Here is a 13,612-nt window from a genome sequence, read left to right as displayed (position 1 = left end):
CGTCATTCCTCATTTCTCAATACTTTACTAGGTTTTAGTTTATTTTTTTCTTTCGGGTTTGGCTGATAGATACTTACGACTTTGCCTTTATAAAACAAGGCAATTTCCTCTGAAGGCATTTCTGGGAGCGCAAATACAGTATAATCAAGTCTCATACCGTTTTTTACTTTCTGCCATACCTCATCAGTAATATCTACTCGTTTGAACCGTTCCACTCCTTTTTCAATTGGCAGCAAATACTCATCGATCGTACCGTTTTCTACAGCTTGAGCTACTTCTTCTAATGTTAACGCTTCTTTTTGGGCCATACCGGCACTTGCTGTTCGAGTGAGATCAGACATGTGTGCAGGGTAACCAAGTTTCTTGCCTGTATCCACAGCTAATGTACGGACATAGGTTCCTTTCCCGCATTCTACTTCGAAACGCCAAGAAATGGTTCCTGCCACTTCGTCTCTTGTCAGTTCACTTGTTCGGATAAAACGGTAAATTTGAGCCTTTCTAACAGGCCGATCCACTGGTTCATTATTCCGTGCATATTCATATAACCGTTTACCGTTTACTTTTACCGCTGAGTACATGGGCGGTATCTGGGTGATTTCACCAATAAATGAAGCCATCACTTCATCTATTTTTTCTTCAGATAAAGACATATCCACTGGTTTTGTTTCTACTCGTTCTCCGGATCGATCTTCCGTCGTTGTACTGAAACCTAGAGTCATCTCGCCCACATAAATTTTCCCAGAATCTGTCAAATATTCGATAACTTTTGTGGCTTTTCCAATACAAATAGGCAATACACCGTCTACATCCGGGTCAAGCGTACCCCCATGTCCGATTTTTTTCGTATGTAAGATTTTTCTTAATTTGAATACGCAATCATGACTTGTCATTCCGCGTTCTTTCCATAAAGGTAATAACCCGTCCATGTCTTTTCTCCATTTCATTTTTGATTTAACTGAATTATTATAACACATTGCATCTATTACTGACGAATTTGACATCATAATGAACGGTTTTTATTTTTCGGCAATAAAAACGTAACAAAATTCATGCTCATGTAAATAGAAATCATGTTATGCTTTTTTAAAGGAGGGAATAGAATGGAAGATTTTTTCTTTGCGCCATTTGATTGGATTTATGGGTGGCTTACAGGTAAATAGATTGGTTCTCACTTCCCAAAAACGAAAAAAAAGACTGGTCATTCTTCCAGTCTTTTTTCCGTTTTTTTTATTTATTTTTTCAGTTTCTTGATCAATGTAAAAAAATCTGTTTTTCAGGGTCGATTTTATCATTTTATTGGTCAAGATTTTTCCATTTCCAATCCAATACTTCTGGCAGATCAATACCATTTTCACGAATATAGTTTTGATGTTCTTGTAATTTCTGATCCATTTTTTTTGCAAAATCTTCTGCTTGACTTCCTTTGATTTTTAAAGCTGCATCTTTTGCCAAATGATAACGGTCAAGTTCATTTACCACACGCATGTCAAACGGTGTCGTGATATCTCCGTTTTCTTTGTAGCCATGAATCATTAAATGATGGTTATGACGATCAAAGAAAATCGTGCGGATCAAAGTTTCATAACCGTGGAAAGCAAATAAGATCGGTTTGTCTTTTGTAAAATATTTGTCAAATTCTTCATCGCTCAATCCACGCGGATCTTGACTCGGATGACGTAATTTCAATAAATCTACGACATTGATGAACCGGATTTTTAGTTTTGGGAATTCTTCCAGCAGCAAAGTCACAGCTGCTAATGCTTCTAAGTTAGATTCCGTTCCTGCAGCAGCAATGACCAATTCAGGTTCCTCCTCTTTTGCTGTCGAAGCCCAATCAATGATTTTCAAGCCTTCATTCACTAAGACGGCTGCTTCTTCTGCTGAGTAAAATTGAGCACGCGGATGTTTGGAAGAGATGATCAAATTAATTTTTTCTGACGAGCGGAATGCTTTGTCCATGACTGCGAGCAACGTATTTGCATCCGCAGGCAGATATTCACGGATGAACTCCGCCTTTTTTTCTGCCAAATGTGTCAATATTCCTGGATCTTGGTGGCTATATCCATTGTGATCTTGCTGGAAGACTGTTGAGCTTGCAATGAGATTCAGCGAAGGATAATTATTTCGCCAAGAAAGGTCACGTGATTTCCGCATCCATTTGAAGTGCTGAGTCAGCATAGAGTCAACCACTCGCAAAAATGATTCGTAACTTGCAAAAAAACCATGCCGTCCAGTCAGAACGTACCCTTCTAAGAACCCTTCATCTTGATGTTCCGATAATTGACTGTCGATGACACGGCCAGATGGCGAAAGCCATTCATCATTTTCTGGTTCGATTTTTTCCATCCATTGGCGATTTGTCGTTTTGAAAACTTGATTCAATCGATTTGATTTTGTTTCATCTGGTCCGAATATACGGAAATTTTCTGGATTTTTCTCAATGATCTCGCGAACGAATTTACCAAGTTCAGTCATATCTTCTGCTTTAACGGAGCCCGGTTGTTCAAATTGCAAAGTATATTTTTTCCAATCTGGCATAACAAGCGGTTTCGGATCGATTCCACCATTGATGATAGGATTTTTTGCCATTCTTTGGTCACCAGTGGGCGCGATTTCTCTGATTTCTTCTAAAATACGTCCTTGTGCATCAAATAATTTTTCTGGTTCATAGGATTTCAACCAACGGAGTAAAGCATCTGCATGATCCATATGTTCTTGATCTACAGGAATCGGTACTTGGTGTGCTCGGAAGGTTCCTTCAATTGGCTCCCCGTCCCATTCTTCTGGACCGGTCCATCCTTTTGGTGTGCGTACGATCAATACTGGCCATTTTTGCATCACCACATCTGTTGCTGTCTTCAGGCGAGCTTCTTTTTGGATGGATTTGATTTTCTCGATTGCTTGATCCATTTTTTCAGCCATAACAGGATTTAATTTTTCTGGATCATTTCCTTCAATAAAGAAAGGTTCCCAGCCAAGTCCGTTAAAGTAATTTGCTAATTCTTCATCTGTTTTACGTGCCAAGATCGTTGGGTTGGCTATTTTAGCACCATTTAAATGAAGGATTGGTAAAACAGCTCCATCTGTCACCGGATTGATAAAGACATTTGAGAACCAGCTTCCAGCTAAAGGACCGGTTTCTGCTTCACCATCACCAATCACGACAGCAGAAATTACTTCAGGATTGTCTAATACAGCTCCGACTCCATGTGAAAGAGAGTATCCAAGCTCTCCGCCTTCATGGATAGAACCTGGTGTTTCTGGTGCTGCATGAGAAGCAATGCCTCCAGGAAATGAAAATCGCTTGAATAATTTTTGCATTCCCGTCTCATCTTCCGTTACTTCTGGATAGATTTCTGTGTAACTTCCATCTAAATAAGCATTCGATACCATGACTTGTCCGCCGTGTCCTGGTCCTTCGATATAAAACATGTTCAAATCATATTTATTGATGACTCGGTTCAAATGGACATAAATAAAATTTTGGCCAGGAATCGTTCCCCAATGACCGATTGGATGTTTTTTGACATCTTCTGGTTTCAACGTACGTCTCAGTAAGGGGTTATCTTTAAGATAAATTTGCCCGACAGAAAGATAATTGGCAGCACGCCACCAAGCCGTCATTTTATCAAAGTATTCTTTACTAGAATAATCCATACGTAACACTCCTTTTCATTATTACTCTTATTCTAGCGCAGATACTCCCAATTGAAACCTAATAAGCACTTCTGTTCATTTGCTTGGATTTTATATCTTGTCAATAACTTCAACGTGATTTTTCTTTTAACTGACGGCAGACCGACAAATTCAAACTTTTATAGTGCAGATTCCACTGATCTTCTAGTTACTTGGCTATATAACCTGACTGTCACTACAATGGATTACAATCTAGCTTCCCTCATCGGTATCTTGATCTTTATCTATATGCAAAAATTTATATACTATAGAAAAAAGAAAGTCGAATTTTTTCTTTTTCTCTTTTTTGGTTAACTGACACGCCGCAAGACTAAAGTCATGGAACTCTTAGGCAATACGTCTTAATGAAAACAAAAAAATCCCGCAACCCCTGATTTCACAGGATTTGCGGGATTTTTTAATTAGTCTTTGTTCAAGTCGCGAAGCAATTCATCGATATGGTTGCCATAGACAACTGATTCATCTAATTCAAAGGACAATTCAGGTGTTTTGTAAATACTTAGATTGTGCCCCAGCTCACGACGAATCAATCCTGATGCTTTATCCAATCCTTCTTGTGCTTTTTTCTTTTCAGAAGCTAAATCAGAAAGGATGCTGTAATAGATTGTTGCTTGTTGAAGATCGCCTGTTACGTGTACATCAGTGATCGTTACATCTTGCACACGAGGATCTCTTACTTTTTTACGTAGGATCGCATTGACTTCTTTTAAGATTTCTTGACCGACTCGGCGATCACGATAGTTAGCCATAATGATTGGCCTCCTTTATCAGTTTTTAGTCATTTTTGACTTCTTCCATGATAAACCCTTCAATTACGTCATCTACTTTGATGTCATTGAATTTTTCAATCATAGCACCGCATTCATAGCCCATTTTGACTTCTTTTACGTCATCTTTGAAACGTTTCAAACTTGCCAATTGGCCTTCGTAGATAACGATACCGTCACGGATCACACGGACGCCGCTGTCTCTGCGGATATAGCCTTCTGTTACATATGCACCAGCGATTGTGCCTACTTTGGATACTTTGAATGTTTCACGTACAATCATTTGACCAGTGATTTTTTCTTCAAATTCAGGATCTAGCATTCCTTTCATCGCTGTTTCGATTTCATCAATAGCTTTATAAATGATACGGTGTAAGCGAATGTCTACTTCTTCAGCTTCTGCTTGCGCTTTTGCTTGAGGTGTAGGACGGACGTTAAATCCAATGATAATCGCATTACTTGCTGCTGCAAGTGTTACGTCACTTTCATTGATTGCACCTACCGCTGAATGGACGATTTTCACACGTACACCTTCAACTTCGATTTTTTTCAGTGAGGCAGCTAATGCTTCTGCTGAACCTTGAACGTCGGCTTTAATAATGACGTTAACTTCTTTTAGCTCGCCTTCTTTCAAGCTTTCAAACAAGTTGTCCAAGGTTACACGGCTGCTTGCAGCACGGTTTTCCAATAATGCACGTTTTGCGCGTTCTTCACCCGCTGCACGTGCTGTCTTTTCGTCTTCGAAGACTACGAAACGGTCACCTGCTTGAGGTACATCATTCAAGCCAGTGATTTCTACTGGCGTTGCAGGTCCTGCTTCTTTATCGCGACGGCCAAGATCGTTTGTCATTACACGGACACGTCCGTAAGTATTACCGACAACGATTGGGTCACCAACATGAAGTGTTCCTTCTTGGACAAGTAAGGTTGACACAGGACCTTTACCTTTATCAAGACGTGCTTCGATCACTGTTCCGATTGCGCGTTGTGTTGGATCTGCTTTTAAATCTTCTACTTCTGCGACTAACAGAATCATTTCCAGCAATTCTTCGATGTTTTGGCCGAATTTCGCTGAGATCTCAACAAAGATCGTTTCTCCACCCCATGCTTCAGGAATTAACTCATACTCACTTAATTCTTGCATAACATGTTGAGGGTTTGCACCTGGTTTATCAATTTTGTTTACAGCGACGATAATTGGAACGCCTGCTGCTTTGGCATGGTTGATTGCTTCAACGGTTTGCGGCATGACACCGTCATCTGCAGCGACAACTAAAATCGTGATATCTGTGATACTTGCTCCACGTGCACGCATACTTGTAAAGGCCGCATGTCCTGGTGTATCCAAGAAAGTGATTGGTTTGCCATCGATATCAATCTGGTAGGCGCCGATATGCTGCGTGATTCCGCCGGCTTCGCCGCTTGTTACACGTGAATGGCGCAATGTATCCAATAAGGTTGTTTTCCCGTGGTCTACGTGTCCCATAATCGTTACTACTGGCGGACGTGAGACTAATTTATCTGGATCAACTTCTTCCGACTCGAAGAATTTATCGATATCTGCAATATCAACTTGGACTTTTTCTTGTGGTTCCATACCATAGTCCGTAGCTAACAGTTCAATCGTATCTTTATCCAGTGCTTGGTTTTGATTGACCATGACGCCAAGCATAAATAATTTTTTAATGATTTCTGCTGGCTCACGATGAATTTTTTTCGCGATGTCTGCTACGTTCATGCCTTCAGTATACTCTAATACATCTGGCAATTCACGGAATTTGCGTGGTGGTACAGCTGGCTTAGTTGATTGTTGCTGTTTGCCTTTTTTACCCTTTTTATTATAACGATTACGGTTGTTATTATTAAATTTGCCGCGATTGTTATTGTTTGGTTTGTTGTTGGTACGGTTTTGATTGCCGCCTTGGCTCGTTCCTGGACGATTTTGACTGCTAGTATTCCCCGTATTATTTTGGTTTGTTGTTGGTTTTTTTCCTTGATTCACTTGACCGCTCCCTTGACCGCGATCTTGATAACTGCGGTTATTTTTATTTTTTTGTTGATTATTTGTTGCTTCTTTTTTACGTTGATCGTTCGGCTGTTGATTGGCTGGTTTTCTGCTTGCTTGTTGTGCAGCTTGTTGTTTCGTGCTTGGGTTTTTGAACGCTTGTTGCAATTTCTTCTCATCACTGCTAGTAATCGCACCCATATGGTTTTTCACATCGATGCCAAGTTGTTGTGCTTTTTCCACGACGTCTTTACTAGATTTTTTGAGTTCTTTTGCTAATTCATAGATTCTTTTATTGCCCATGCAATCACCTTCCTAACCTTCAATTAGCTCCTTGGTCTTCTTCGCAAATCCGGCATCCATTATTCCGAATACCTTGCGAGGTTTTCCGATCATCTGCGTGATTTCTGCTTCAGAAAATAGCTCAAAGCAAGGAACTTCATAGTATGAACTCTTATCTTTTATCTTTTTTCTTGTATTCTCACTTGCATCTGTTGCCACAAAAACCAATTTTGCTTTTTGTTTGCGGATTTCAGCTATGGTCAGTTCTTCGCCCGTAATCAGTTTTCCCGCGCGCATCGCCAGACCCATGAGATTCATGACTTTTTGCCGATTGACTGTATTCATTTTCCAAATAACTCTTTACGTGCTTTTTGGTGAGTGACATAGTCAAGAAGTTCTTGATAAAACTCATCTGTTAAAGTTGTTTCGAGTACTCGATCGAGAATTTTTTTATCCCAAGCTTGTTGTACTTCTTCCGGCTCAAGTGAGACATACGCTCCTCGTCCAGGCATTTTTCCAGTTGGATCGATCGATACTTCCCCTTCTTTTGAACGGGTGATTCGGACCATCTCTTTTTTAGGTTTCATTTCACCTGAAACCACGGATTTGCGTAAAGGAATTTTCCTTTGTTTCATCTCTTTGCCTCCTTACTAAAGTTAAGCTTCTGGTTTTTCTTCGACCGTTTCATTATTGAACGCAATTGCTTCATACTCATCGTCTGTCAAATCTGACTGAACGATTGCTTCGTCATGCAATTCTTCTGTTTCCTTTTGTTGTTCTTGTTTTTCATAAAATTCCGCCATATCAGATTCTGATTTGATATCGATTTTATGGTTAGTCAATTTAGCAGCTAAACGTGCGTTTTGTCCACGTTTACCGATTGCTAACGATAATTGATAGTCTGGAACGACAACTGTGCAAGCTTTAGGATTGGTTTCATCAAAAATCACATCCATGACTTGTGCAGGATTCAATGCATTTGCAATGAATACAGCTGGGTCTTCATTCCATTCAACAATATCCATGTTTTCGCCTTTTAATTCATTGACGATTGCTTGGACACGTTGTCCTTTTGGCCCAACACATGTACCGACTGCATCGATATTCTGATCATTTGAACGGACAGCTACTTTTGATCGATCGCCGGCTTCACGGGCAATGCTGACGATTTCAACGATTCCATCATAAACTTCTGGGACTTCTTGCTCAAATAAGCGACGCAATAAATCTGGATGGCTGCGGCTAACAAATACTTGCGGACCTTTAGACGTATTTTCTACTCGAGAAACATAGACTTTGATACGATCGTGAGGTTGGTAAAATTCGTTTGGCATTTGATCTTGTTTAGAAAGAACTGCTTCTATTTTGCCAAGGTTGACATAAATATAACGTTTATCCTGACGTTCGACGATTCCTTGCATGATGTCTTTTTCATAAGCACTGAATTCGTTATAAATGATCGTTCTTTCTGCTTCACGTACACGCTGCAAGATAACTTGTTTAGCTGTTTGCGCGGCGATCCGCCCAAAATCTTTTGGTGTGACTTCAAAACGGATCGTATCACCAATCTCATATGCTGGATTAATCAAAAGTGCATCTTTCAATGAGACTTCCAACTGTGAATCCATCACTTCTTCCGTTACTTCTTTTACTGCATAGACATGGATCTTTCCTTTTTTCTGATCAAATTCCACTTCGACATTTTGTGCTTGACCATAGTGGCGTTTGTATGCAGAAACCAATGCTGCTTCTAAAGCATCGATCACGATTTCTTTTGAGATCCCTTTTTCAGCTTCTAAAGCGTCTAACGCATTTAACATTTCTTTACTCATTTTTTCTGATTCCTCTCCGTGATTAAAATTGGATAGCTAAGCGAGCTTTTGCAATATTTTTTCGGTCAAAAGTCAATTCTTTTTCTCGTGTTTTTATGCGTATTTTCAATGTAAGCTGTTCAGCATCAAATGATTGAAGAAATCCTTCGTATTGTTTTTCGCCATCTACTGGTTGGTATAAGGAGACATGGACATAATCGCCAAGTGCCTTTTCATAGTCGCTTTCTTTTTTCAATGGCCGCTCTGCTCCAGGGGAGGATACCTCCAGGAAATAAGCTTGAGGAATCGGATCTGGATCTGCTGCATCAAGTTTTTCGCTCAGTTTCTCACTGACAAAGGCACATTCTTCGATATCGATTCCGCCTTCTTTGTCAATAAATACTCGTAAGAACCAACTTTTTCCTTCTTTTACAAATTCGACTTCGACAAGTTCAAAATGTTGTTCATCTAAAATCGGTGTCACCATTTCTGTGACTGTTTCAACGACGCTACTCAAAAGTTTCGCCTCCTTAAAAATTAAATACGTAATTCCATTAAAAAGAGTGAGCGAAAAATCCGCTCACTCACAGTTAGTATCATTACCTATAAAAACTATACCATACTCTGCTTAATATTACAAGCAGACAAGATAACAGATGCTTATAACATATCGAATAACGATAATTGGTTTTCGTCTGGTAAATCTTTCAATACACCATTATCGTTCATATATTCAATCAATGTTTTTGAAACTTTCCCTCGAGTAGCAAGATCTTCTTTAGATAAAAATGGACCATCTTTTCTTGCCTCAACGATTTGTTTTGCTACATTGGTCCCCAAACTAGGGACAGCTCTAAATGGCGCAATTAACGTATCTCCTTCGATAACAAAATTAACTGCATCCGATTTGTACAGATCAATCATCCCAAATTTGAATCCTCGTTCTAACATTTCATTGGCTAATTCTAGCACGGTCAGCTGATTTTTTTCTTTTACGGAAGCATCTAGCCCTTTGTCCGTGATTTCTTTCATTGCTTGTTTCACAGCATCTTTTCCTTTGCACATGGAGACTAGATCAAAATCATCCGCACGTACAGAAAAGTATGCACAGTAATACAAAATAGGGAAATAAACTTTAAAATAAGCAACACGAAGAGCCATCAATACATAAGCTGCAGCATGGGCTTTTGGAAACATATACTTGATCTTTGAACAAGAATCGATATACCAATCAGGCACATTATTTTCTTTCATCGCGGATAGATAGGTTTCTCTCAATTCATCAGGAATCTTGTTCCATTGCCCTTTACGAACAGTTTCCATGATCTTAAATGCCATCCCGCTGTCTAATCCAGCATGAATCAAATAAACCATGATATCATCACGACAGCCGATTACTTCCGCCAATGTCGCATCCCCACGTCGAATCAATTCTTCGGCATTTCCTAACCATACATCTGTACCATGAGACAGTCCGGATATTTGAAGTAGTTCTGCAAAAGTTGTAGGATGTGTTTCTTCTAACATTCCTCGAACAAAACGAGTGCCGAATTCTGGAATACCTAATGTTCCTGTTTTAGAATAAATCTGTTCCTGAGTTACCCCTAGTACTTCAGGGCCAGCAAATATCCGCATCACTTCCGGGTCATCTGTAGGAATCGTTTGTGGATCAATCCCTGATAAATCTTGAAGCATCCGTATAACAGTTGGGTCATCGTGTCCTAGAATATCCAATTTCAATACATTGTCGTGGATTGAGTGAAAATCAAAATGGGTCGTTTTCCATTCCGAATTTTGATCGTCTGCTGGATATTGGATCGGCGTAAAATCGTAGACATCCATATAATCTGGAATAACGATAATCCCCCCAGGATGCTGACCAGTTGTCCGTTTGACTCCTGTTGCACCCTTTGCCAATCTGTCGACTTCTGCACTTCGAAACTGCAGATTATTGTCCCTTTCATAACCTTTTACATAGCCATATGCTGTTTTATCGGCGACTGTACCAATCGTTCCGGCACGGTAAACATAGTCTTCACCAAACAATACTTTCGTATAGTTATGTGCTTCTGCTTGATAATCACCTGAGAAGTTCAAATCAATATCGGGCACTTTGTCTCCATGGAATCCTAAAAATGTCTCAAATGGGATATCATGACCATCTTTATTTAAGCGTGCACCACATTTTGGACATTGTTTTTCTGGCATATCAAATCCAGAACCGTACGTGCCATCTTCAAAGAACTCGGAATATTGGCACTCTGGACAGTAATAATGGGGAGCTAAAGGATTCACTTCAGTGATCCCAGTCATCGTTGCAACAAAGCTAGAGCCAACAGAGCCACGTGAACCTACTAGATAGCCATCTTCATTACTTTTATGCACAAGTTTTTGGGCGATCAGATAAATAACCGAGAAGCCATTACCATTAATAGAGTTCAACTCTTTTTCTAATCGTTTTTGGATAATTTCAGGTAACGGATCTCCGTACATTTGTTTTGCTTTTGTGTAACTCAATTCTGATATCTCATCTTCTGAACCTGGAATCTTCGGTGTATAAAGTTCATCTTTGACTGGAATCACTTCTTCGCAGATATCTGCGATTTTATTCGTGTTATCCACTACAATCTCTTTTGCTGTTTCTTCCCCTAAAAAGTGAAAAGCGGTGAGCATCTCATCAGTTGTTCGGAAATGGACATCTGGCAAACTATGACGATTCAACGGATTCGCTCCGCCCATAGAATTGATCAAAATTTTTCGGTAAATGGCATCTTCTTCGTTGAGATAATGAACGTTGCCTGTTGCAACAACGATTTTATCCAAACTTTTTCCGATTTCTACCAAGTTTTGGATAATTTCTTCCAAATCATGTTCATTTTTTACCAATTCTTGCTCGATCAAAGGTGCATAGACCGCTTTTGGCATAACTTCAATATAATCGTAGAATTTTGCTCGGTTTCTTGCCTCTTCTACCCCTTTTTGCATCATGGCTTCGAAGATTTCTCCCTTATCACAAGCTGAGCCGATCAATAGATTTTCACGCATCTTTTTCAATTGGGAGCGTGGTATTCGCGGGACACGTTCGAAGTATTCGACATTCGACATTGAAATCAGTTTGAACAAATCTTTCAGTCCTGCCTGATTCTTTGCTAAAATCGTTACATGGAAAGGTCGGGCTCGTTTGTAAGAATCTCCTTCTCCGATATGCTTATTTAGCTGATCATGATAAAGCATGTGATGATTGTCCATTGCTTCTTTGACAAAAATCCAAGCTAAGTGACCTGTTGCTTCAGCATCATAGATTGCTCGGTGATGCTGTTCCAAGCTGACACCAAATTTTTTGGATAACACACCTAATCCGAAACGTTTGAATTGCGGATACAGATATCTGGCTAATTCTAAGGTATCAATAACTGGATTAGTTGCTTCAGGAATGCCATATCTTGCGTAGCTAGTATTCAAGAACCCCATATCAAAAGCCGCGTTGTGTGCTACCAGAATTGTACCTTTTGAAAACTCAAGGAACATCCGCAAGACTTCTTCTTCTGACTTCGATCCTCGAACCATTTCATCCGTAATACCTGTCAAATCCACCGTTGTTCGGGATAAAGGATGTCCTGGATCGATAAATTCATCAAAGCTTTCGATCACATTTCCTTTGTACATTTTGACTGCAGCGAGCTCGATGATGGTATCGTATACCGCAGACAATCCTGTCGTTTCCACGTCAAATACGACATATGTGGCTTCGTTTAATGCTTCATGCGCATCATTATAAGCAATAGGTACGCCATCATCTACGACATTCGCTTCCACACCGTATAAGATTTTCACGCCTGCTTTTTTCCCGGCACTATGAGCTTCTGGAAAGGCTTGTGCGCCACCATGGTCCGTAATGGCGATGGCACGGTGTCCCCATTTTCCTGCTTGTGCCACCAGATCAGAAATGCTATTCGTTGCATCCATCGTACTCATATTGCTGTGAACATGAAGTTCTACCCGTTTTTCCCCTTCAGGAGCATAATCTTTACGAGGGGTGTGTTTGACTTCAACGATATCTTGCGCATTCATGACCAAATCACGGACAAACGTATCTTCTTGGATACTTCCACGTACCTTTAACCAGCTTCCGACACTGATCGCATCAAATATCTGTTCATCTTTTTCGCCATTTGAGAATTTTTTGACGATAAATGATGAAGTATAATCTGTGATTTTCAAAGTCAAGATCTTGCGTTTTGAGCGTAGTTCTCTGACTTCTTTATCGAACACATACCCTTCAAGAGTGACCCGTCGTTCTTCTTCGACGATATTGATCATTGGTGTTGTGGGCTCATCTGCTGGAATATTTCGTCCTAGCTGGATGGGTCCTTCAAGAGCTGGTGACTGTTCTTTTCTTTCTTTTTTCTTTTGCTCATGAACAACTAGACTTTCAGCTGCTTGCTTCATAAAGGCTTCTGCCTGTTCTTGTTTACGTTCTTCAAAAAGTTTCAATACACGTTCCGCTTGCTGCTCATCCACTTCTGGTTCGATACGAAATTTCGGGAATCCGTAACTGACGAACAACTCTTCTACTAATGGTAAGTATTGCTGTTTCAAATATGAAATAGCCCCTGTACTGTCGATTGGCAAGATGACTTTACGATCTTTTATCACAGGTACTTGCGTTTTCAATACTTGCTGTGCTAGTGGTGTATCGCATTGCTGATTTTCCAAAGCTTGGGCCCAGTAATCTTGCAAGAGCTGTTCATCGAATGTCTGGTCATCTGCTAAGATATTCAATTTGACTTGTGCAATCTCTTTAAAAGCGACAGTCAGATGCTGAGCCAATGAACGATACAGCATAATAGGCAAAATTTTAGAAAAATGCAGCGTAAATTCCCATAAACGCGATTTACGATGGACCACTACACTATCCATTTCACCAGCAGTAAGCAGTGGATGATTTTTTTCTGCTTCCTCTAGTTGGATTTGTTCCAACAGTTTTTCAAATAAATCTCGTTTTTCTGACAAAGATATACGCCCTTTCTGATGAGAAACTATGCAATTGA

10 protein-coding genes are annotated in these 13,612 nt (G+C 39.9%); 1 reads left to right on the top strand and 9 read right to left on the bottom strand.

What is annotated here, in order from left to right:
- Positions 1–2: 2 nt before the first annotated feature.
- Positions 3–926, bottom strand: a complete 924-nt coding sequence (gene truB, locus AB3I27_RS00445) for a tRNA pseudouridine(55) synthase TruB (RefSeq protein ID WP_070872372.1) — start codon at positions 924–926, stop codon at positions 3–5.
- A gap of 367 nt (positions 927–1,293) precedes the next feature.
- Positions 1,294–3,657: a phosphoketolase gene (locus tag AB3I27_RS00440; protein ID WP_002348558.1), complete on the bottom strand. Its 2,364-nt coding sequence runs from the start codon at positions 3,655–3,657 to the stop codon at positions 1,294–1,296.
- 114 nt (positions 3,658–3,771) lie between these two features.
- On the opposite strand from AB3I27_RS00440, the gene AB3I27_RS00435 reads away from it, so the two are divergent.
- Complete coding sequence (locus tag AB3I27_RS00435; RefSeq protein WP_002308907.1) at positions 3,772–3,990, top strand: hypothetical protein; 219 nt, start codon at positions 3,772–3,774, stop codon at positions 3,988–3,990.
- A gap of 107 nt (positions 3,991–4,097) precedes the next feature.
- Here the strand turns inward: AB3I27_RS00435 and rbfA are convergent, their stop codons facing one another.
- From rbfA to AB3I27_RS00400, 7 genes are all read right to left on the bottom strand, one after another.
- Positions 4,098–4,445: a 30S ribosome-binding factor RbfA gene (gene rbfA / locus AB3I27_RS00430; RefSeq protein WP_002308906.1), complete on the bottom strand. Its 348-nt coding sequence runs from the start codon at positions 4,443–4,445 to the stop codon at positions 4,098–4,100.
- 25 nt (positions 4,446–4,470) lie between these two features.
- On the bottom strand, positions 4,471–6,771 hold the full coding sequence (gene infB / locus AB3I27_RS00425; RefSeq protein WP_002314813.1) for a translation initiation factor IF-2: 2,301 nt from the start codon (positions 6,769–6,771) through the stop codon (positions 4,471–4,473).
- Positions 6,772–6,783: 12 nt separating this feature from the next.
- The gene (locus AB3I27_RS00420) at positions 6,784–7,095 is read right to left on the bottom strand and encodes a YlxQ-related RNA-binding protein (protein WP_002308904.1); all 312 of its coding nucleotides are present in this window, start codon (positions 7,093–7,095) and stop codon (positions 6,784–6,786) included.
- Entirely contained in the window at positions 7,092–7,385 is a 294-nt protein-coding gene (locus AB3I27_RS00415) for a YlxR family protein (RefSeq protein WP_002288501.1), read from the bottom strand. The genes AB3I27_RS00420 and AB3I27_RS00415 overlap by 4 nt, the downstream gene beginning before the upstream one ends.
- Before the next feature lie 21 nt (positions 7,386–7,406).
- On the bottom strand, positions 7,407–8,582 hold the full coding sequence (nusA, locus tag AB3I27_RS00410) for a transcription termination factor NusA (protein WP_070872375.1): 1,176 nt from the start codon (positions 8,580–8,582) through the stop codon (positions 7,407–7,409).
- Between the two features lie 22 nt (positions 8,583–8,604).
- On the bottom strand, positions 8,605–9,078 hold the full coding sequence (rimP, locus tag AB3I27_RS00405; protein WP_002308902.1) for a ribosome maturation factor RimP: 474 nt from the start codon (positions 9,076–9,078) through the stop codon (positions 8,605–8,607).
- Between the two features lie 143 nt (positions 9,079–9,221).
- A complete protein-coding gene (locus tag AB3I27_RS00400) occupies positions 9,222–13,574 on the bottom strand; it encodes a PolC-type DNA polymerase III (protein ID WP_070872377.1) in 4,353 nt (1,450 codons plus the stop codon).
- Positions 13,575–13,612 lie beyond the last annotated feature (38 nt).

Origin of the sequence: Enterococcus sp. C46 (assembly GCF_040887565.1) — a bacterium.
GTDB classification, from domain to species: Bacteria; Bacillota; Bacilli; order Lactobacillales; family Enterococcaceae; genus Enterococcus_B; species Enterococcus_B lactis.
Note: the sequence above shows the minus strand (reverse complement) of the source record. Positions and strands in the feature narration are given on the sequence as shown.

What these genes read in the sequence shown, in the direction of transcription:
- truB (WP_070872372.1), bottom strand. Translation starts at nt 926, where the DNA reads ATGGACGGGTTATTACCTTTATGGAAAGAACGCGGAATGACAAGTCAT.
- AB3I27_RS00440 (WP_002348558.1), bottom strand. Translation starts at nt 3,657, where the DNA reads ATGGATTATTCTAGTAAAGAATACTTTGATAAAATGACGGCTTGGTGG.
- rbfA (WP_002308906.1), bottom strand. Translation starts at nt 4,445, where the DNA reads ATGGCTAACTATCGTGATCGCCGAGTCGGTCAAGAAATCTTAAAAGAA.
- infB (WP_002314813.1), bottom strand. Translation starts at nt 6,771, where the DNA reads ATGGGCAATAAAAGAATCTATGAATTAGCAAAAGAACTCAAAAAATCT.
- AB3I27_RS00420 (WP_002308904.1), bottom strand. Translation starts at nt 7,095, where the DNA reads ATGAATACAGTCAATCGGCAAAAAGTCATGAATCTCATGGGTCTGGCG.
- AB3I27_RS00415 (WP_002288501.1), bottom strand. Translation starts at nt 7,385, where the DNA reads ATGAAACAAAGGAAAATTCCTTTACGCAAATCCGTGGTTTCAGGTGAA.
- nusA (WP_070872375.1), bottom strand. Translation starts at nt 8,582, where the DNA reads ATGAGTAAAGAAATGTTAAATGCGTTAGACGCTTTAGAAGCTGAAAAA.